The following is a 21615-nucleotide window of genomic DNA, read 5'->3' on the forward strand; positions in this document are numbered from 1 at the left end:
TTATCGTTGCGAGTGCTTCTCGGGTTTGATGTCTAAGAAGCCCAGCTATTGTGAGCTTCGGTATAAATCTTAAATATTAAAGAGGATAAATCATGCGCATCATTCTTCTAGGTGCTCCAGGTGCAGGTAAAGGCACACAAGCAAACTTCATCATGGAAAAATACGGTATTCCACAAATCTCTACTGGTGATATGCTTCGTGCTGCTATCAAAGCAGGTACAGAGCTTGGTAAACAAGCTAAAGCTGTTATCGACGCTGGTCAGCTAGTTTCTGATGAAATCATCCTTGGTCTTATCAAAGAGCGCATCGCTCAAGAAGACTGTGCAAACGGTTTCCTACTAGATGGTTTCCCACGTACTATCCCTCAAGCTGACGGCCTAAAAGAAATGGGCGTAGACGTAGACTACGTTATCGAATTTGACGTTGCAGACGATGTGATTGTTGAGCGTATGGCTGGTCGTCGTGCTCACCTTCCTTCTGGTCGCACTTACCACGTGGTTTACAATCCGCCTAAAGTGGAAGGTAAAGATGACGTAACTGGTGAAGATCTTGTTGTTCGTGATGACGACAAAGAAGAAACAGTACGTGCACGTCTAGGTGTTTACCACGAGCAAACTGCACCACTAATCAACTACTACGGTAAAGAAGCTGAAGCAGGCAACACTAAGTACCTTAAGTTTGATGGTACTAAGCAAGTAGCTGAAGTTAGCGCAGATATCGAGAAAGCACTTTCTTAATTTGCTGAAGTCAAAAATTTAATATTTTGATATATTGAAAGCGACCCAAGTGGTCGCTTTTTTTAGTTTACCCGTAAACATATATCTAAATAACTTCAAGCTGCAGCGATGCAGCACTTTGAGGCTATTTAAGTATATGAACCAAGCCGTTTACCATGAATAGGATGTTATGAAAGAGAATAATAAACAGGGTGTACTCCTCGTGAACCTGGGTACTCCTGACGCACCAACCGCTCCTGCCGTAAAGCGCTTTTTAAGTCAGTTTCTTCATGATCACCGAGTGGTAGACATGACTCGATGGCTTTGGTGTCCGCTATTGCACGGCGTTATCCTTCCAATCCGAGCTCCCAAGGTTGCTAAACTCTATCAATCAGTTTGGATGGAAGAGGGCTCGCCACTGATGGTGTACTCTAAGCGTCAAACAGAAAAGTTGGCTCAAAAGCTTGATATGCCAGTCGAACTTGGCATGACTTATGGAAATCCAAGTTTGCAATCAGGTTTTGAAGCGCTGTTGGCTCTAGGGGTAGAAGAAGTCATCGTTTTACCTTTGTATCCGCAATACTCGGGCACAACAACGGCAGCGGTTTCTGACGGAATCACTAAAGCGTTTAAAAACCTGCCCGTGATGCCGGGCTTTAGCTTTATTCGGGATTACTACAATCACCCGAAATACATCGAAGCGTTAGCGCATTCAGTTCGTGAACATTGGCAAGAGTATGGTAAGGGAGACTACTTGCTATGTTCTTATCACGGTATTCCAAAACGTTACGCTGATAATGGGGATGTTTACCCTCGGCACTGTGAAGAGACGACTCGCTTACTCGCTGAAGCGTTAGGGTTAAACGAGCAACAGATAGGTATGACGTATCAGTCTCGATTTGGCCGAGAAGAGTGGTTACAGCCCTATACCGATAAAACCCTAGAGGCACTTCCTGCAAAAGGGGTAAAAAATATCAATGTAGTGACACCAGCATTTTCTTCGGATTGTTTAGAAACGTTGGAAGAGATCTCGGAAGAGTGTAAAGAGATTTTCCTTGAAGCAGGTGGTGAAAGCTTTACCTACATTCCTTGTTTGAACGATAGTGAGCTTCATATAGAAATGATGGCTGAGTTAGTTCACTCTAAGCTTTAGGTACAAAAAAGGGTCGCAAAAGCGACCCTTTTTTGTAGAGCGATTAAGCGACTTGTACTTGCTGCTCTTCGACTTGTTCTGCTGTGCTGTGAGTATTCTCTGCACCATGCATCCAGCGAACGAGCGTATTCGAGAACAGAAGTAGGATGACACCACTCACGGTAGCGCTGACTGCAATGCCACTAAAGATAGCCATTGCGCCCAATTCTCCTACGTGAGATCCCACATAGCCCGCAACGTAGTTTGCAATCGCATTACAGCCAAACCATGCACCCATCATGAGTGAAGCTAAGCGAAGCGGTGCTAACTTGGTCACCAGTGAAAGACCAATTGGAGATAAGCACAGTTCGCCCAAGGTGTGGAAGAAGAAAGCACCCACCAGCCACAACATTGATGTTTTTACCGTTGTGTCTCCACCTTGTTCTAGCACAGCGCCAACCATACATAGGAAGCCAATTGCCAAGAAAAATAGTGCCATCGCAAATTTCACTGGTGACGTAGGTTCGCGTTTACCCAGTTTTACCCAAAGGACCGCTAGAACCGGTGCTAGGGTAATAATGAAAAATGGGTTTAGCGATTGGAACCACGCAGCAGGTACTTCAAAGCCACCAATCATACGATCAGTATATTGTTGAGTGTAGATGTTCATTAGGCCACCGGCCTGCTCAAAGCCAGCCCAGAAGACGATAGTGAATAAGCTCATGACCAAAATTACTTTTAGTCGGTTTACTTCTTCTTTCGTGAGTGGCTGCTTCGTGGTGGCGTTTTTGTTGTTTAGATCTCGTTTCGCCGCCGGTTCGCGGCCAATATCACCAAGCCAAGACTGAGCTAGCACCATTTGCATCACTAAGCTAATAATCATACCTACACCTGCGGCCACAAAACCGGCTTTCCAACCGTAAGAGGTTGTCACAGAGCCAGAAACGACGCCGGCAAGTAACGCACCTAAGTTGATACCCATATAAAAGATAGTGAATGCGCCGTCACGACGGTTGTCACCTTCTTTATATAAATCGCCAACCATGGTTGAGATATTCGGTTTAAAGAGGCCGTTACCAGTGATAAGCAGACCAAGACCTAAATAGAAACTGTGTAGCGAACCAATACCCAGAGCGTCAGCGGGAAGTGCGAGTGTAAACTGGCCGATAGCCATTAACGCGCCACCAAGCAAAATTGAACGACGTTGACCTAAATAGTTATCCGCTAAGTAACCACCGATAAGAGGTGTGATATACACAAGACCAGTATAAATACCGTATAGGTCTAGTGCGTCTTTGGTTGACCAGCCAAGGCCGCCATTCATCGTTGTATCTGTAAGGTAAAGTACTAGAATGGCGCGCATTGCGTAGTAAGAAAAGCGTTCCCACAGTTCAGTACCGAACAATAAGAACAAGCCACGAGGATGGCCGAAATATTGATGTTGGTTTGACATAAGCTCTTCTAATAATAGTTATTAAATTTTTTAACGACTTCTACGTATACATTGCAATTTAATGAGTGACAAACAATAAAATTTTGCCTTACGACTAAAGTTGTTTGTTAAGTAACTGTTTTTGAGTGGATTTGCAGATGATATGATGGCGTGTTGGCTGTGCTACAAACTTAATTTCCATTTTTGTCTATGGACTTCTTCTCGTAAGCTATTGAAAAGATACTGTTAATGCGAGCGATGTATAATCATACTTTTATAGATAAACTGAATGTCAATGACTCAACTTGGGCTTAATGCTAGGATAAAAACAAAATAGAATTGGCTAGTAAAAAAGATGAAACGTTGGTATCTACTTTATTGTAAACGTGGGGAGCAGGTTAGGGCGAAACAGCACCTTGAAAACCAAGGTGTAGAGTGCTTTTATCCAACTGTAGAAGTTGAGAAGATTTTGCGCGGGAAAAGACAAAAAGTCGAAGAGCCGCTGTTTCCTTGTTATGTGTTTGCTTACTTTGATTATGAACAGGGACCTAACTTCACCTCAGTCCGCTCCACTCGAGGGGTTGTTGATTTTGTGCGTTTTGGTGCTCAACCAAAAGAAGTCCAAGGTGACTTAGTCTTTGAATTGATGCAGCTAGAAAAATGCTGTAATGAAAATGCTGCTTCTGAGTGTATGCCAAAACCAGGTGATCAAATCCGAGTTAAGAGCGGTCAGTTTGCAGGTATAGATGCTATCTTCCAAGAGCAAGATGGTGAGAAACGCTCAATCATGTTAGTGCAGATGATCACTAAACGAGTGCCTGTCAGCATTGACAACAGCGATTTAGACTTGCAATAGCTAATACGTACAAACAAAAAAAGAGGTGCTTTGGCACCTCTTTTTTAATCTTGCTGGTAATCACCAGCAGTGGAACGCTGTTTAGCGAGCTTAGCAAAACAACGATGGTTACCGATTAGGAGTAGGGCATGACACCCTACTTAGTCGCTTAGTAAGCGTCGTTATGGACGGTTTGCACCGCACGACCTGACGGGTCTACACAGTTTTGGAATGACTCATCCCATTCAATCGCTTTCGCTGATGAACAAGCTACTGAAGGACCACCTGGCACACACTCAGCCGCTGAAGGTAGTGGGAATAGCTCTTCAAAGATTTCTCGGTACACGTAACCTTCTTTGGTGGTTGGCGTGTTGTATGGGAAGCGGTATTGAGCCGTTTCCATCTGCTGATCCGTCACTTTTTGCTCTGCGACTTCTTTCAACGTATCAATCCAGCTGTAACCTACGCCATCAGAGAACTGCTCTTTTTGACGCCATGCGATCGACTCTGGCAAGTAATGCTCAAAACACTCGCGTAGAATGTGTTTTTCCATTTTGCCGTTGCCACACATCTTATCTGCTGGGTTTAGGCGCATTGCAACATCAATAAACTCTTTATCAAGGAACGGTACTCGGCCTTCAACTCCCCATGCCGCTAGCGATTTGTTTGCGCGCGCGCAGTCAAACATGTTCAGAGCAAGCAGCTTACGTACTGTTTCTTCGTGGAACTCTTTCGCGTTTGGTGCTTTGTGGAAATATAGGTAACCACCAAAGATCTCATCTGCACCTTCACCAGAAAGTACCATCTTAATGCCCATCGCTTTGATCTTGCGACCCATTAAGAACATAGGTGTGGATGCGCGGATGGTGGTCACATCGTACGTTTCGATGTGGTAAATCACGTCGCGAATCGCGTCGAGACCTTCTTGAATTGTATAAGTCATTTCATGGTGAACGGTACCGATTTGGTCGGCAACTTCGCGAGCGGCTTTCAGGTCAGGCGCGCCTTCTAGACCCACAGCAAAAGAGTGCAGTTGTGGCCACCAAGCTTCTGACTTTTCATCGTCTTCAATTCGCATTGCAGCAAAACGTTTAGCCACAGCAGAGGTGATGGATGAATCTAAACCACCTGATAGTAAAACACCATATGGAACATCCGTCATTAGTTGGCGTTTAACCGCTGCTTCTAGTGCTTCAGTCAGTTCTTCTTTGCTGGTGGTGTTACCTTGAACGGCAGCGTATTCGTTCCAGTCACGAACATAGTAACGCGTTGGCTCGGCATCTTTTGAACTGTAGTAGCTACCAGGAGGGAACTCGCTCACTGTTTTACATACTGGAACAAGTGCCTTCATCTCTGATGCAACATAGTAGTTGCCATGCTCATCATGACCTTGATAAAGAGGGATAATGCCAACGTGGTCGCGACCGACTAAGTATTCGTCTTTTTCTTCATCGTACAGAACAAAAGCGAAAATACCGTTTAGTTCTTCAAGGAGATCTGCACCCATATCTTGGTACAGTGCAAGAATGACTTCACAGTCTGAATCGGTTTGAAACTCGTATTTTCCTTCGTAACGAGCACGAATTTCTTTATGGTTGTAGATTTCACCATTGACTGCAAGGATGAGCTTTTTATCAGGGCTGTATAGCGGTTGTGCACCACTATTTAGACCAACAATCGCCAAGCGCTCATGCGCTAAAATAGCGCGCTCTGAAGAGTAAATCCCAGACCAGTCAGGGCCACGATGACGAAGTTTTTTCGACATTTCTAATGCGATAGGGCGCAATGCGGCTGCATCGCTTTTAATGTCTAAAATGCCAAATACTGAACACATACTACATCCTTACTAAACTAAATAATTTCTAATCGGTATGGCTTCAATTTGCCATTACTAGTAAAAAAAGCAACGTTTTGTGATTATAAAAATGATAAAAAGCCTTGTTGTGTAAATATTATTTAATTTAATGGCTCGTTTGGTGAATGGAATCAAGGTTTGGTATAAAAACCATACAAAAAAGCCTTTCTATTGATAGAAAGGCTTTTAAAAAATATTAGTATGGTTGCTTATTTTATTGGTGTGAACTGAGGTTCAAGTTGTTTACACACATGTCGAGCAAAACCGCTACCAGCCTCACTGTATATATTGAATGCGGCGTCAACTCCGCTTTCCAGCAAACCTTCCAACTGATCTGGGTACTCGGCGATAGCAGCTATTTGCCCTTTATATTTTCTGCGTTTAAGCTGCTCAAGTGCGGTTTGGTTACCTTGATGATGAGGCATGGCAAGCAGCACTAGTTTTACATGACCTGTATCTAAAATTCGTTCCCAAAAATCTGGGTCTGTGGCATCGCCAGCGATCACGTTTCTTCCCTCTGAACGGTGCTGATGTGCTGCATCTTCACGAATTTCTATGCCTAGTGAAATTTTGCCATAGCGCGCACGTAATTCATCATAGGCCCCAGTCCCGATGCGACCCATGCCTAAGATCAATACCTGGGCATGCCCAGGGTTAATGAGTTGGTCACGCTGGTTAAGCTTTTCTGCGGCTGTCTCTTGCAGCCACTTGCCGGAGTGTTGATAAATTTTGTGGCTAAGGCGGTTAAGTGGCGCAGAAATAATAAAGGACACAGACACCGCAACCGCAATCGCAGCGAGCATATCGCTTGGCATCCAGCCCATTTTATAGGCCAGCCCTGCGACTATAAGGCCAAACTCACTGTAGTTGAACAGCGATAAAGAGGCGAGCAAAGAGGTACGTACTCGAAACTTAAAGTGATTAATCGTGACGAAGTACAAGAGCCCTTTTATTGGCAGCAGTAAGATAAATAGTAGGGCGAGTACGACGCCATTGATGCTCAATGAAGCGGACAAGCCAATGTTTAAAAAGAAGCAGACTAAGAACAGCTCCTTCATATTGAATAGCGATTTGGATAGCTCTGAAGCTTTAGGGTGGCCTGCGAGTAACATGCCTAAAATCAGTGCGCCCAAATCTGGTTTCATACCGACCAGTTCGAATAGTCCTGCACCTACAACAAGCGCGAAGAAAATACCGAACAGCACCAGCATTTCGCCGTGGCCAACTTTATCTAACAGCTTATAGAATAGTGGACGAAGGAAAGGCAATGCGAACAAACCAATGGCATACCATTCTGGGACTTTGCCGGTTGAAGCAGTCAGGAATACCACGGCAAAAATATCTTGCATAACCAAGATACCGATCGCGAGTGTGCCGTAGGTCGCGTTCATTTCCCCTTTTTCTTGCAATGCTTTTACGGCAAACACGGTACTGGAGAACGATAGTGCAAAAGCTAAAAGTAGGATTTGACCGCTATCCATACTGGCGAGCGAAGTTAAGCCTAGTAGTTTTAAACCTGATAGCGCTAGTGCAAAAAAAGCGGTAGACAGTATGTTGTGGGCGGTCGCTCCTCCCCATATTTCTTTGGACAGTAGCGTTTTGACATCAAGCTTGAGTCCGATCGTGAATAGAAGAAGAGTGACACCAAGATCTGCAAGAGTGACGATAACGTCATTGCTTTGATAGCCAAATGCATGCAAACCAAATCCTGTCAGTAGAAAACCAACGAGGGGAGGGAGGCTACATTTAAGCGCAATAAAGCCAGCTAAAAAAGCTGTTGTAATTAGAATAATTTCCATACTGTTGAGCTGTATTCCTGATATACAAAAACGGGCTGTGAAAACACAGCCCGAGATTGTAACTCAATTAGTTGTATAAACTTAGTCTTCAAGTAACTTTTGTAACAAAACTCCGTTTAGCATTGCGCGTTTAATCATCGCAAATGCGCCCATCGTTGGCTGCTTATCAATGTGTGAAGCCACGATAGGCAGGTCGTTATGGAAAGTTTTGAGAGATTGATTTTCGACATTACGTTGAATTGCAGGGAAGACAATATCTTGTGCGGCAGTAATGTCGCCCGCAATGACAATTTTCTGAGGGTTAAACAAGTTAACGGTAATTGCAATCGCTTTACCTAACTGGTTACCCACTCGCACTAAACTCTGCTTTGCAAGTTCGTCACCATCCATTGCATGCTGACACACAGCTTCAATCGTGATGTTTTCAAGGTCAGTCAAGCTTGACTCATAGCCTTGAGCAATCAATTGTTTTACTCGTTGGATAATAGCTGGGTTCGCTGCTACGGTTTCTAAGCAACCAAAGTTCCCACATTGGCACTGTTCACCAAGCGGATCGATTTGGATATGACCAATTTCACCGACGTTGCGGTTAAAGCCCAGAAAAACCTGGCCGTTAACGATAATACCTGCGCCGGTACCGCGGTGAACGCTAACTAAAATGGAGTCCTGACAGTCTTGGCTTGCCCCAAAGTAGTGCTCCGCTAACGCCATGCCACGTACGTCATTCCCAACAAAGCATGCGGTATTAAACTTCTCTCCAACAATTTCACCCAACGCTAGATTATCGATATCGGTATTCGGCATGTACTCAACTACGCCTGTTGTTGGGTTAACAAGGCCCGGTAGCGTAATACCAATTGCGATGAGCTGATCAATTTTGTCTTCGCAACGGTTTACGAAGTCTTTAAGTAAATCGATAAGCCCAGCGATCAAGTCAGCTTGGTTGGTGTAATGCAGTTCGTGCTGATCTTCCGCAAGTGCAGTGCCACCTAAATCGTACAAACAAAATTGTACGTAATCTCGACCTAAACGAACCGCAATAGAGTGGAAGGGTTTGACTTCGGTGGTCAGAGAGATTGCACGACGACCACCAGTTGAAGCTTGCTGGGCGACCTCTTTAATAAGGCCGCGCTCTAAAAGTTGGCGGGTTATTTTGGTAACACTAGCAGGTGCGAGCTGGCTCACATCTGCGACTTGAATACGGGAGATAGGACCTTGCTGATCAATCAGCCTATATACCGCAGCGCTGTTAAGCTGTTTTACTAAATCTACATTACCAATCTGTCCGCCATTCATGCTTAATTTTGCTCGTATTGTCCGTTAACAACCGTCGCTTTTACTTTGAAGTCACGATCGAAAATGGTTAGGTTTGCAACCATCCCTTTTCGAACTCGGCCAAGGCGATCCTCAACACCAATTGCAGTTGCTGGGTATAGCGTGGCCATTCGTAGAGCTTCGTCTAAAGCGATCCCCGCGTGCTCAACTGAATTCTGAACTGCTTCTATCATTGTCAAAGCTGAGCCGCCTAGTGTGCCGTTTTCATCAACACACTTACCATCTCGGTAATATACTTTCTTACCGACAAAAATAAAGTGATCAATGTTAGCACCTGCTGGAGCTGTGGCATCCGTCACCAAAACAAGCTTTTCACCTTTGATTTTATGAGCAATTCGGATGTTTGCGTAGTCTACGTGGAAACCATCAGCAATAATGCCAGCATAAACGTCAGGAGTATCGTAAATTGCACCAACAACTCCAGGTTCACGACCAACCATTGGTGTCATCGCATTAAATAGGTGTGTGGCAAAAGTAATACCTGCTTCAAAGCCTTTACGCGCTTCGGCGTAGGTCGCATTCGTATGACCAATAGAAACTACGATGCCGGCTGCTTTTAATCGTGCAATATGCTCTGGATCGTTTTGCTCTGGTGCAAGCGTTACTTTAGCGATGATATCGGCGTTTGCGCAGATAAGATCAATCATGCTTTCATCTGACGGGCGAATAAAATCGACGTTGTGGATACCTTTTTTCGCGACGTTAAGATAAGGACCTTCTAGGTGTAGACCAAGTGATTGGTTTTGATATTGGTTATGATATTCACGAGCGGCAGAAATTGCAGTTCGCATATCTTCGTCTGATGAAGTAATGAGCGTTGGTAAGAAGCTAGTACAGCCGGACTTGAGGTTTGCTTCGTGCATGATTTGCATGGTTTCCGGTGTGATTGCATCGTTTAGCATTACACCGCCACAGCCATTCAGTTGTAGGTCGATAAAGCCCGGACTTAGGTTTGCGCCTGCGAGGTCTTTTACTTCGATGCCCTGAGGTAGCTCTGCAACCGGCACAATAGATTGAATAAGGTCGTTTTCGATGATGACCGCATGATCGGTAAGAACATCACTACCGGTATAAATTTTACAGTTACTTAGCGCGTACATAGTCAGCTAGTCCTTATAGATGAGAATTCAATTTCTATATCGTTACCTAAGTGGAGACTGCTTTAGTCATATCGGTACTTAGTTTGTATCACTGAATTAGATAACGAGTCACATACAGCAAGTCGCGTTTTATCGATGTTATTGTCATAGTAACTAACTGAAAAGTAATAATTGTATGGTTTTTTATGATTCTTTTTCAGAGCAAAGTTACAGTGATTTACCCGCCTAGATACCAAAATAACACTGATTCTGCCTTGCATAAAGTGCGAGAATATTATCTTTAAAACGCCATTTTTTCGTATAATAAAATAAGTTTTATGATCTCGCTAGCAAAAACCTTCCGAAAGGGCAAATTGTGGTGATTATGATCACAAACGGTGAGCTTTTAATTTGCGGAGCAAAATTAATGTCATAAACTGAGGATGACTAAATTGGACGACTGAAATAAGTCATTCAACATAACATCTAATCCTATAGGGGGAACTTAAGGTGAATATTCTCGGATACGCGCAGAAGTTAGGTAAAGCTCTTATGCTTCCTATTGCGACTTTGCCAATCGCAGGCTTGTTACTGCGCTTGGGCCAGCCGGATGTTTTTGACATCGCATTTATGGCACAAGCAGGTAACTCAATCTTTTCTAACCTTCCATTGTTATTTGGCCTTGGTATTGCGATCGGTCTATCTAAAGACGGTCAAGGTGCAGCTGGCCTTGCTGGTGCAGTTGCGTACTTTGTACTGACAGCGACAGCGTCAACAATTGATGCATCAGTAAACATGTCGTTCTTTGGTGGTATCATCGCAGGTATTATTGCTGGCCACTCTTACAACGCTTTCCATGCTACACGTCTTCCTGAGTGGCTTGCTTTCTTCTCTGGTAAACGTTTAGTGCCGATTATGGCAGGTTTATTCGCTTTAGTTGCTGGTGCAGTTGGTGGCATTGTATGGCCAACAATTCAAGGTGGTCTAGATGCGCTTGCGCATGGTATCTCAACTTCTGGCGCTATTGGTCAGTTTATCTACGGTACACTGAACCGAGCCCTTATTCCTGTAGGTCTACACCACGTACTTAACTCATTCTTCTGGTTTGGTATGGGGTCTTGTCAAGAAGTGCTAGTAACTGGTGCAAATGCTGCGGGTCAAGCGCTTCCTGCTCTACAACAACTGTGTGTGGATCCTGCGCTAGCGAAAACGCTTGTGGCTGGTCAAACTCATACATTTGAATTCGCTAACTCTGTCACTCCTGAAATCACTGCAACAGTGAAGGAAGTAACTGAAACAGTTAAATCTGGTGACCTACACCGTTTCTTCGGCGGCGATAAGAGCGCTGGTGTGTTCATGAACGGTTTCTTCCCAGTAATGATGTTCGGTCTACCTGGTGCGGCGCTTGCTATGTACCTAGCGGCTCCTGCTGAGAAACGCAGCCAAGTTGGTGGTGCATTGTTCTCTGTTGCATTCTGTTCATTCCTAACTGGTATCACAGAGCCTCTAGAGTTCATGTTCGTATTCCTAGCGCCTGCACTATACGCTATTCACGCAGTGTTCACTGGTCTGTCGCTAGTTGTTGCTAACATGCTTGGTACGCTACACGGCTTCACATTCTCAGCTGGTCTAATTGACTACTTGTTGAACTACGGTCTAGCAACTAAACCGCTACTACTTGGTGCAGTTGGTCTTGGCTTTGGTGCTCTATACTTCTTCACATTCAGCTTCGCAATTCGCGCATTCAACTTGAAATCGCCTGGTCGTGAAGATGACGACAGCGAAGCAGCAGCGCCTGCTGGTGAGAAGAAAAGTGGTGACCTAGCTCGCCAATACTTAAAAGCACTTGGCGGTCATGACAACCTAACTTCAATCGACGCATGTATCACTCGACTACGCTTGACGCTAAAAGATCGTTCAGTCGCTGATGAGGAAGTACTGAAGAAACTAGGTGCGAAAGGTGTGGTTAAACTTGGTGAAAACAACCTTCAAGTTATCCTTGGCCCTCTAGCTGAAATCGTTGCTGGCGAAATGAAAGCAATCGGTGCTAATGAAGACCTATCGAATGTAAAATTGCCTTAACTACATCGAACTGATATCTGACTAAAGACCTCCCTCGGGAGGTCTTTTTTTGTTTTGGCACTTTGAATCTGCTGTGCTTTCGCACTAACTCGATAAATATTGTCGTTTTAGCGCGAGTTCTTGTTGTCTAATTGCTTAGAATTGTGGATCATTAGAAACAATGTACTCTGCAAAACCATACTTGGATGCAGAGTTCCGTTTTCTCTGACAATACTAATATTTTTGAGGTGCTATAGATGAGTGAAGCTGATGCTCGTCCATCAAACTTTATTCGCCAGATCATTGATAAAGATCTAGCGGATGGTAAACACACTAGCGTGCATACTCGATTCCCGCCGGAGCCAAATGGCTACCTGCATATCGGTCATGCTAAGTCTATCTGTTTGAACTTCGGTATTGCTCAGGACTACCAGGGTCAATGTAATCTACGTTTCGACGATACGAACCCTGAAAAAGAAGACATCGAATACGTTGAGTCTATCAAGAAAGATGTAAACTGGTTGGGCTTTGAGTGGAGTGGTGAAGTATGTTACTCATCAAACTACTTCGATAAGCTTTACGAATATGCAATTGAATTGATTAACAAAGGCTTAGCGTACGTAGATGAGCTAAGTCCTGAGCAGATTCGTGAATACCGTGGCACGCTAAAGGCGCCAGGTAAACCAAGCCCATACCGTGACCGTTCTGTTGAAGAGAACTTAGCGTTATTTGAAAAAATGCGCGCTGGTGAATTTGAAGAAGGTAAAGCGTGTCTTCGTGCCAAGATTGACATGGGTTCTTCATTCATGGTTATGCGCGATCCAGTTTTATACCGTGTGCGTTTTGCTACGCACCACCAAACTGGTGATAAGTGGTGCATTTACCCAATGTACGACTTCACGCACTGTATCTCTGATGCATTAGAAGGCATTACACACTCTATCTGTACGCTTGAGTTTATGGATAACCGTCGTCTGTACGATTGGGTTCTGGACAACATCACGATCGAAAGCCGTCCGCATCAATACGAGTTCAGTCGCTTAAACCTTGAGTACACAGTGATGTCTAAGCGTAAGCTTAATCAACTCGTCACTGAAAAACTGGTTAACGGTTGGGATGACCCACGTATGCCAACAGTCTCTGGTCTGCGTCGTCGTGGCTTCACGCCAGCATCTATCCGTGAATTCTGTAAGCGTATTGGTGTAACGAAGCAAGAAAATATGATCGAGTTTAGCTCATTAGAATCTTGTATTCGTGATGACCTAAACGAGAACGCTCCGCGTGCAATGGCTGTGCTGGATCCTGTTAAAGTTGTTATCGAAAACTTTGAAGAAGGTGCAGTAGAAAACTTGACGGTTGCTAATCACCCAAACAAACCAGAGATGGGTGTGCGTGAAGTACCATTCACTCGTGAGTTGTGGATTGAGCGTGAAGACTTCCGTGAAGAGGCGAACAAAAAGTACAAGCGTTTAGTGCTAGGTAAAGAAGTTCGCTTACGTGGTGCTTACGTGATCAAAGCAGAGCGCGTTGAAAAAGATGCCGAAGGCAACATCACGACTATCTTCTGTTCTTACGATGCAGACACACTAGGTAAGAACCCGGCTGATGGCCGTAAAGTAAAAGGTGTTATTCATTGGGTATCAGCTGATAAAGCATTACCAGCGGAAATCCGTCTGTACGATCGTCTATTTACGGTTCCAAACCCGGGTGCAGCAGAAGACTTTGCTTCTACAATCAACCCTGAATCATTAGTTGTGAACAATGGTTTTGTAGAGCCTAGCTTAGCATCAGCAGAAGCAGAAAAAGGCTACCAGTTTGAGCGTATGGGTTACTTCTGCGCAGACTCGAAAGACTCTTCAGTAGATAAACTAGTATTCAACCGCACGGTTGGTCTACGTGATACTTGGGCAAAAATTGAGAACCAATAATCTCGATTAATGCAAAAACCGATAAAAATGCCAGCAAATGCTGGCATTTTTTTATTCTCATTATCGTAATACGGCGGTTATAGGTACTGTAGGGAGTTGCTTAAGAACGAGGGACGTTTGATAAATGTTCGGTTTGGAAGCAAAACAATGATGTTTATTAAGGTTTGAATTGGTAAGTCTAATCGACGCTTTACAAAAGTTGGTACGGCAATTCAGCTATTGAAAGATATCGCCCTCAGAAACAAAAAACGCCAGCATGAGCTGACGTTTATTTTAAATCAACAAACCGTTATTTTTTTGGTTTGTGTGCATCTGGATTGTCTTTACAACCACCATCACTGCACTTGCCGTACAAGTATAAGCTGTGGTTTGTTAGCGTGACATTGTACTTAGCTGCAATCTCTTTTTGACGTTCTTCAATAAGATCGTCAGAAAATTCAATTACCTCACCACAGTCTAGGCACACTAGATGGTCGTGGTGATGTTGAGTCGATAATTCGAAGACTGACTTACCACCTTCAAAGTGGTGACGAGTTACAATACCAGCATCATCGAATTGGTTTAGAACTCGGTAAACAGTTGCTAGGCCAATCTCTTCACCTAGATCAATCAACTTTTTGTACAAATCTTCAGCACTGATGTGCTGGCAGTCTGGCTGCTGAAGTACTTCTAGAATTTTTAGCCTTGGAAGGGTTACTTTTAAACCCGCATCCTTCAGCGCCTGATTATTATCTGACATATACTTTCCCGTTGGATCATCTGCAGCGATTTAACAGAATTCAATCTTCCTACCATTATAGGATAAGCGCTCAGAACATTAAACCACGAACTTCAAAGGGTTAATAGAATCTTTTTGTAAATTAGAAACAGGTCGATTATATTACAGATCTGACCAGTTACAATTATGTAACATTGAGCTTGGAGAGGGCACGGACTGCGATGAATAAGCGACTTGCGAAGATATACAAATCAGGAATTGTAAAATTCGCACTCAATATTTGGCCACCTTTTTGGGGCGCTGGTATTAAAATCTTACATATTTCTGAAGACTTTCGTACTGTGAAGGTGCGTTTGAAACTTCGCTGGTGGAATAAAAACGCCAATCGTACTCAGTATGGTGGCAGTATTTTCTCTTTAACTGATCCCATTTACTCGTTGATGCTGATGGGGATTCTACGCGAGGAGTATTACGTGTGGGATAAAGAGGCGAGTATTAACTTTATTAAGCCAGGGCAAAGTGATTTATTTGCAGAATTCAAGGTCACTGAAGGAATGCTAGAAAACATTTATCAAATGACACGGAATGGAGAAAAGTGTTTTCCTGAATTTATTACCCATGTAAAAGACAAACAAGGGAACGTGGTTTCAGAGGTTCAACGCAAGCTTTATGTAAGAAAGAAACCTCAGTATCGCGAAGAGGAAGTGCTCACCGATGCTTTGTGAAAATATACAAAAAGACCTCCAATCGGAGGTCTTTGTATAATTCGATTTATTTAGCCTTCAAGCTCAGCTAAACACATTTCTTCGTAAATCTGTTTAACCCAGTTCTCAACACGTTCGTCAGTCAGTTCCGGTTGACGGTCTTCATCGATACATAGACCTACGAATTGGCTGTCGTCACCTTCAACAAGTGCTTTAGACGCTTCAAATTCGTAGCCTTCTGTTGAAGTATGGCCAAGAATTGTGCCGCCTTTAGACTCAACGATATCACGTACTGTGCCCATCGCGTCACAGAAGTATTCTGCGTAGTCCTCTTGGTCGCCACAGCCAAAGATAGCCACTAGCTTAGTAGAGAAGTCGATTTGCTCAAGTTCAGGGAAGAAATCATCCCAATCACATTGTGCTTCACCGTAGTACCAAGTTGGGATACCTAGAAGAAGAAGATCGAAGTTATCAATGTCTTCTTTGCTGCTTTTCGCGATGTCTTGAACGTGAACTAGATGCTTACCTAGTTGCTTTTGAATCATCTTTGCAACGGCTTCAGTATTACCTGTGTCGCTACCGAAGAAGATACCTACACTTGCCATAGAGTCTATACCTTTACATTGTTTGTTATTGGCGATGGTACTAAGGGTTTAACCTAACCCAGAGCCTTCCCAAGTTAGCTGAATTACACCTTTTGCAATAAAGCCAGCACAGCCTAGGAAAAGGACTAACCATACAATACGACGACCAAAAACAGGTACATTGCCTTGCTTTAGCACATCTTTTATCGCCATCCCGATGAAAAAGAAGATAGCAGCAAAAAGAAGATCGAGCCCAATAGACTCGAGCATATCCATATAGTCGTAAAGCATTTTAGTCCTTCATGCCGAAAAATCTTGGGCGCACTATACCACTGTTAAACGGTAAAGTTAATGCACTACAAGAAGGGTTATTTCAATAATCTATTGTTGCTTTTCGAATTTGTTAACTCGAAATGTATTTCCGAATGACTCTCATTACTTCAGCGGGTTTTTCGGCGTGCAGCCAGTGGCCAGTATTAGCGATAATATGTGCTTTTGCTTGTTTGAACTGTTTTTGCACCGCAGGTTGGTGCTCTGGCATTAAGTAATCGGAATCACCACCTTTAATAAACAGAGTGGGTATGTCTGTTGGGGCTATTTCCTGCCAACCGATAATTTGTGCGTAATTCTCAAAAAGGCTCGGTACGTTAAACCTCCAGTCCATTTTATCGCCATTTTTGTATAGTGACTTAGAGAGAAATTGTCTTACACCGTCGATCTCAACATGTTGAGCTAGGATATCCATCGCTTGTTGACGGCTTGCTGGCTTTTCGTTAATTACGGCGTGTAAACCATTAAACACATTGTCGTGACGGTTTGCTGTGTAGGCGACAGGTGCCATGTCGAGCACAACCAACTGTTTGACGAGCTCTGGAGCAATGTCCACCAGTGTCATCGCGACCTTTCCACCCATTGAATGCCCAATAATAATAGATGGATCAACATTTAAGTGTTGTAGGAGTTGTGCCACATCTTTTGCCATGTCGGCGTAATTATGAATGTTTGAGTGAAAAGAGAGGCCGTGATTTCTCAGATCAATACTGATCACCGTGTGATCTTTAATAAGATCGCGGGCTAGTAGACCCAGATTACTTAAACTACCAAACAATCCGTGAATCAAAACAACTGTTTGGCCTTGGCCTTCCTGCTTATAGTTGAGTAATGCTGACATTTTATCTTATTCGTGATGGGTTTAACGTGGAGTATCCGAGAGGATCTCGTTATAATCCCCCAGAGTTTAAACATTGAGAATGTGAAAAGCGAATGAAAACAATTGAGGTTGATGAGGATCTATACCGTTACATTGCTAGCCAAACTAAGCATATCGGTGAAAGCGCCTCGGATATTTTGCGACGCCTTTTAAACCTTGATGGTCAGTTGCAGGAAGCTGAAGCCGCGCCTGTAGTAGAGAAGCCACAAGGGATTGTAGTAAGTAAAGATGCGGGTAAAACGGAATCTGTTGATGTAGTGAAAGAAATGCGTTCGCTGCTTATTTCTGATGAGTTTGCCGGTCTAAAAAAAGCGATTGATCGCTTTATGTTAGTACTATCGACCTTACATAAATTAAATCCAGAAGGTTTCGCGCAGGCTACGAATGTAAAGGGACGCAAACGCGTGTACTTTGCAGATAATGAAGAAACCTTGTTGGCAAATGGCAACACGACCAAGCCAAAAGCCATACCTGGCACACCGTTTTGGGTTATCACGAACAACAATACCAGTCGTAAAAGACAGATGGTTGAACAAGTGATGACACACATGGGGTACCAACCTGACTTAATAGAAAAAGTAACAGGTTCAATCTAAGAAACCTGATAGAAGCCTCATAATGTGTCGCAGTTAGCGGATATTATGAGGCTTTTTTAATTTTATTTGTATTTAAAGAAAGGATGTCAAACATGGCTATGCACCCTCGTGCTGGGCAAAAAGCGCAGCAGGAAGATCTTCATAATATTCCGGCACTTGTTGCCAATTACTTCTTGCTTCAACCTGATGCTAAGAACCCCGATCACAAGGTTCAATTCGGCACATCAGGTCACCGTGGTACCGCTGATAAGCATACATTTAACGAAAACCACATTTTGGCTATTGCTCAAGCGGTTGCAGAAGTTCGTGCCCAGCAAGGGACCACAGGTCCTTTGTTTGTCGGTAAAGACACGCATGCTTTGTCTGAACCTGCATTTTCTAGCGTGATTGAAGTTTTGATTGCGAATGGCGTAAAAGTCATCGTACAGCAGGATAACGGCTACACGCCAACACCAGGTATCTCGCACGCAATTCTGACTTACAACATCAAGCACGATGAAAAAGCAGACGGTATTGTGATTACACCATCTCATAACCCACCACAAGACGGCGGTATCAAATACAATCCGACTCACGGTGGTCCAGCAGAAGCTGAGTTGACTCAAGCTATCGAAGATCGTGCGAACGCACTGATTGCCGAAGGTTTACAAAGTGTTAAACGCTTACCACTAGCAGAAGCAAAAGCATCGGATCTGTTTGTGGAGATGGACTTGGTTAAACCCTATATCGATGATCTGGTGAACGTTATCGATATGGAAGCAATCCAAAAAGCAAATCTGAAGATTGGTGTAGATCCATTGGGTGGCAGCGGCATCGATTACTGGCGTCAAATTGGTCAGGCATACAACCTAGACCTAACGCTAGTAAGTGAAGCGATTGATCCTTCTTTCCAATTCATGTCTCTCGATAAAGACGGCGTTGTACGTATGGACTGTTCTTCTCCTTACGCAATGGCGGGTCTATTGGCACTGAAAGACGAATACGATTTAGCATTTGGTAACGATCCTGACTACGACCGTCACGGTATCGTTACGCCAAAAGGTTTGATGAACCCGAACCACTTCTTAGCCGTTTGTATTGACTACTTGTACCGTCATCGTGACGAGTGGGGTAAAGATGTCGCTGTTGGTAAAACACTAGTTTCAAGTGCGCTGATTGACCGTGTTGTTGCGGATCTAGGTCGTGAGCTATGTGAAGTGCCTGTTGGTTTCAAATGGTTTGTAGACGGTCTGTACACTGGTAAGTTTGGTTTCGGCGGCGAAGAAAGTGCTGGTGCGTCATTCCTTCGTAAAGATGGCACGCCTTGGTCAACAGACAAAGATGGCATCTTGCTATGCCTTCTAGCAGCAGAGATCACTGCGGTAACGGGTAAGAACCCTCAAGATTACTATGAAGAGCTAGCGGCGAAGCACGGTGAGTCGAAGTACAACCGTATTCAAGCTGTAGCAAATGGCCCACAAAAAGACGTATTGAAAAAGTTGTCACCAGAAATGGTTGCGGCTGAAACTCTAGCAGGTGATGCGATCACTGCTCGTCTAACGCATGCACCAGGCAATGGTGCTGCGATTGGTGGCCTTAAAGTAACGACAGCTAACGGTTGGTTCGCTGCTCGTCCATCAGGTACAGAAGATATCTACAAGATTTACTGTGAAAGCTTCAAAGGTGAAGAACATCTGAAACAAATCGAAGCTGAAGCACAAGAAATAGTTAATCAAGTATTTGCAGCCGCTGGTTTGTAAAACATCCAATGGTCAATGTATCTAGCAAAGGGTTGATTGAAAACATCAACCCTTTCATGTTTAAGTGCCCCGAACAGCTTTATCTCCGGGCCATGAATCTGGTACCACAAACCAGAATTGACCGTCTTCCGTTTGTGCGTGTATGAATCGATCTAAAGGCTTTTCAATAGGTTGAGAGAAATCGTCTGTACCGATCGCCCAACATGGTTTATGTAAATGATAAAGTGGTTTACCAATTAAATCCCATTGACTTTGATAGCACCAGTAACCACTAATCTGACTTGGATTTAATTCATAACCCAAGCACTCCTTAGGAGTTGGCTCTGGAGTAAACGGATTAATATAGAGTCGTCCTTGCATCATTAGGCGCTCTTCTGGAGCGTCGTTTAAAGGAATTATTTTTTGAAATTCCGGGCGATCGCTCATTTTCAGCTGATGCGTGAGCATTCTATCCAATTTTGTATGTAACTGGTCGTGAGCATTCGGGCCATACCAAATGCCGTTGTAAAGAAGATAAAACTTAATCGCCACTTCCCAATGTTCTATCCGATTGGATTCTGTATTCCTCAATACCAAATCGACAGCACCAATGGTCTTACCTTCCGCGTCGTTTAACTGAATTTCTTCGGCAATAATCTGATATCGTTCTGAATTAGAAAGAGCCGTAGTGCATAGATGCTGATATAAAAAACCCAATCTCGGATTACCATTGTATTGTTCTGAGCTATTCAAAGGTTTGACCGAGACATCTTCTAAGGTTGCAAACGGAGGGCGTAACTTGAAAAGCGGAGGTGAAGTGGCGATCCATTGGTAAAAGCGTTGCAGTTGGTTCATCCGTATCCCTAAATTTATGGTGAGGCGACAAGCTTTGTTATTGTAACTAAATTTGCTTTTGAGGGTAGGGTGGCTAGCATCGATATTAGGGTTCGATATACACTTCAAAGACCTAAATGATATCAAGGTGCCAGATGTCAAAACGTTGTTGTATCAACTAGGTTGCACTCTTTCGTCTGATTCCATCGAGAGGTTATTTAGGTTTACATGCGCTAGAAATTGGAAGTAATAATGAATAACTTAAAGCTAGAACAGATTCTTAATGACAAACTGTCACCGCAGTTAATTAAAGATTACGCACCAAATGGGTTACAGGTAGAAGGGAAATCAGCGGTAAAGCGTGTTATCACTGGCGTAACCGCCTCTCAAGCCTTAATCGATAAAGCGATTGAGCTTAATGCAGACGCATTGCTTGTTCATCATGGCTATTTTTGGAAAGGTGAGCCTGAGCCAATTCGTGGCATGAAAGGTAAACGAATTCGTAGCCTGATCAAAAATGATATCAACTTATATGGTTATCACCTTCCTCTAGATATTCATCCAGAGCTAGGCAACAACGCTGAATTAGCTCGCTTACTTGAAATCGAAGTAGAAGGTGGGCTTGAAGGGCACCCTCAGTCAGTTGCTATGTTTGGGCGCTTGAAAAAGCCGATGTCTGGTGTTGAATTTGCGAGTAAGATCAACCAAGTTCTTGATAGAGAGCCTCTGCATATCGCTCCAGAGAATACCGATAAGATGATTGAGACAGTCGGCTGGTGCACTGGTGGAGGGCAGGATTTCATTGAACTTGCTGTACAACACGGGCTGGATGCATTTATCTCTGGCGAAATTTCAGAGCGTACCACTTATACCGCTCGTGAAATGGACATTCATTACTTTGCTGCAGGTCATCATGCTACTGAGCGTTATGGTGTTCAGGCTTTAGGAAAATGGCTAGCGGATGAATACGGCCTACATGTGGAGTTTATCGATATTGATAATCCGGTTTAGTGTTCGCTATTCATAACGTGAGAAGCTGAAAAGAAAAAAGGGTTGAGACAAAATCTCAACCCTTTTGT

19 protein-coding genes are annotated in these 21615 nt (G+C 43.7%); 9 read left to right on the plus strand and 10 right to left on the minus strand.

Annotated features, from left to right (window positions below; genetic code table 11):
* Window positions 1–92: 92 nt before the first annotated feature.
* Window positions 93–737, plus strand: a complete 645-nt coding sequence (gene adk / locus LIX84_RS18065; protein WP_005393061.1) for an adenylate kinase — start codon at window positions 93–95, stop codon at window positions 735–737.
* A gap of 169 nt (window positions 738–906) precedes the next feature.
* The gene (gene hemH / locus LIX84_RS18070; RefSeq protein WP_145532365.1) at window positions 907–1869 is read left to right on the plus strand and encodes a ferrochelatase; all 963 of its coding nucleotides are present in this window, start codon (window positions 907–909) and stop codon (window positions 1867–1869) included.
* A 43-nt stretch (window positions 1870–1912) separates the two neighbouring features.
* On the opposite strand, the gene LIX84_RS18075 is transcribed toward hemH, so the two are convergent.
* Entirely contained in the window at window positions 1913–3301 is a 1389-nt protein-coding gene (locus tag LIX84_RS18075; protein WP_104971387.1) for a peptide MFS transporter, read from the minus strand.
* Between the two features lie 334 nt (window positions 3302–3635).
* Here LIX84_RS18075 and rfaH point away from each other — a divergent pair, with 334 nt between their 5' ends.
* Window positions 3636–4136: a transcription/translation regulatory transformer protein RfaH gene (gene rfaH / locus LIX84_RS18080; RefSeq protein ID WP_053807091.1), complete on the plus strand. Its 501-nt coding sequence runs from the start codon at window positions 3636–3638 to the stop codon at window positions 4134–4136.
* A 148-nt stretch (window positions 4137–4284) separates the two neighbouring features.
* On the opposite strand, the gene asnB is transcribed toward rfaH, so the two are convergent.
* The 4 genes from asnB to nagA form a co-directional block, all read right to left on the minus strand.
* A complete protein-coding gene (gene asnB, locus LIX84_RS18085) occupies window positions 4285–5949 on the minus strand; it encodes an asparagine synthase B (protein ID WP_226421898.1) in 1665 nt (554 codons plus the stop codon).
* A 230-nt stretch (window positions 5950–6179) separates the two neighbouring features.
* Window positions 6180–7769, minus strand: a complete 1590-nt coding sequence (locus tag LIX84_RS18090; RefSeq protein WP_226421899.1) for a cation:proton antiporter family protein — start codon at window positions 7767–7769, stop codon at window positions 6180–6182.
* Between the two features lie 81 nt (window positions 7770–7850).
* Window positions 7851–9065, minus strand: coding sequence for a DNA-binding transcriptional regulator NagC (nagC, locus tag LIX84_RS18095; protein WP_006742713.1), 1215 nt, complete (start codon window positions 9063–9065; stop codon window positions 7851–7853).
* Window positions 9066–9067: 2 nt separating this feature from the next.
* Window positions 9068–10204 carry an N-acetylglucosamine-6-phosphate deacetylase gene (nagA, locus tag LIX84_RS18100; RefSeq protein ID WP_047009534.1) on the minus strand — a complete coding sequence of 379 codons (1137 nt, stop codon included), beginning with the start codon at window positions 10202–10204 and terminating at the stop codon, window positions 9068–9070.
* Between the two features lie 489 nt (window positions 10205–10693).
* Between nagA and nagE the strand changes: the two genes are divergently transcribed.
* Together nagE and glnS are read left to right on the plus strand one after the other, a co-directional pair.
* The gene (gene nagE / locus LIX84_RS18105) at window positions 10694–12265 is read left to right on the plus strand and encodes an N-acetylglucosamine-specific PTS transporter subunit IIBC (RefSeq protein WP_006742711.1); all 1572 of its coding nucleotides are present in this window, start codon (window positions 10694–10696) and stop codon (window positions 12263–12265) included.
* A gap of 236 nt (window positions 12266–12501) precedes the next feature.
* Window positions 12502–14172, plus strand: a complete 1671-nt coding sequence (gene glnS / locus LIX84_RS18110; RefSeq protein ID WP_226421900.1) for a glutamine--tRNA ligase — start codon at window positions 12502–12504, stop codon at window positions 14170–14172.
* A gap of 289 nt (window positions 14173–14461) precedes the next feature.
* On the opposite strand, the gene fcrX is transcribed toward glnS, so the two are convergent.
* Window positions 14462–14911 carry a ferric iron uptake transcriptional regulator FcrX gene (gene fcrX, locus LIX84_RS18115; RefSeq protein WP_005382141.1) on the minus strand — a complete coding sequence of 150 codons (450 nt, stop codon included), beginning with the start codon at window positions 14909–14911 and terminating at the stop codon, window positions 14462–14464.
* Between the two features lie 200 nt (window positions 14912–15111).
* Here fcrX and LIX84_RS18120 point away from each other — a divergent pair, with 200 nt between their 5' ends.
* Window positions 15112–15615, plus strand: coding sequence for a DUF4442 domain-containing protein (locus LIX84_RS18120; protein WP_226421901.1), 504 nt, complete (start codon window positions 15112–15114; stop codon window positions 15613–15615).
* 50 nt (window positions 15616–15665) lie between these two features.
* On the opposite strand, the gene fldA is transcribed toward LIX84_RS18120, so the two are convergent.
* The 3 genes from fldA to LIX84_RS18135 all read right to left on the minus strand — a co-directional run bounded on the left by fldA (window position 15666) and on the right by LIX84_RS18135 (window position 17349).
* Window positions 15666–16199 carry a flavodoxin FldA gene (gene fldA / locus LIX84_RS18125; protein WP_005393040.1) on the minus strand — a complete coding sequence of 178 codons (534 nt, stop codon included), beginning with the start codon at window positions 16197–16199 and terminating at the stop codon, window positions 15666–15668.
* A gap of 48 nt (window positions 16200–16247) precedes the next feature.
* Entirely contained in the window at window positions 16248–16469 is a 222-nt protein-coding gene (locus LIX84_RS18130; protein WP_005393038.1) for a DUF2788 domain-containing protein, read from the minus strand.
* Between the two features lie 112 nt (window positions 16470–16581).
* Window positions 16582–17349, minus strand: a complete 768-nt coding sequence (locus LIX84_RS18135; protein WP_046874257.1) for an alpha/beta fold hydrolase — start codon at window positions 17347–17349, stop codon at window positions 16582–16584.
* Between the two features lie 92 nt (window positions 17350–17441).
* Between LIX84_RS18135 and seqA the strand changes: the two genes are divergently transcribed.
* Together seqA and pgm are read left to right on the plus strand one after the other, a co-directional pair.
* Window positions 17442–17984 carry a replication initiation negative regulator SeqA gene (gene seqA / locus LIX84_RS18140; RefSeq protein WP_005393026.1) on the plus strand — a complete coding sequence of 181 codons (543 nt, stop codon included), beginning with the start codon at window positions 17442–17444 and terminating at the stop codon, window positions 17982–17984.
* 92 nt (window positions 17985–18076) lie between these two features.
* Window positions 18077–19723, plus strand: a complete 1647-nt coding sequence (gene pgm, locus LIX84_RS18145) for a phosphoglucomutase (alpha-D-glucose-1,6-bisphosphate-dependent) (protein WP_226421902.1) — start codon at window positions 18077–18079, stop codon at window positions 19721–19723.
* A 60-nt stretch (window positions 19724–19783) separates the two neighbouring features.
* On the opposite strand, the gene LIX84_RS18150 is transcribed toward pgm, so the two are convergent.
* Window positions 19784–20557, minus strand: coding sequence for a DUF1853 family protein (locus tag LIX84_RS18150; protein ID WP_226421903.1), 774 nt, complete (start codon window positions 20555–20557; stop codon window positions 19784–19786).
* A gap of 231 nt (window positions 20558–20788) precedes the next feature.
* On the opposite strand from LIX84_RS18150, the gene LIX84_RS18155 reads away from it, so the two are divergent.
* Entirely contained in the window at window positions 20789–21547 is a 759-nt protein-coding gene (locus tag LIX84_RS18155) for a Nif3-like dinuclear metal center hexameric protein (protein ID WP_213876688.1), read from the plus strand.
* Window positions 21548–21615 lie beyond the last annotated feature (68 nt).

It is taken from the genome of Vibrio sp. E14, assembly GCF_020515785.1.
Classification (GTDB): Bacteria; Pseudomonadota; Gammaproteobacteria; order Enterobacterales; family Vibrionaceae; genus Vibrio; species Vibrio diabolicus.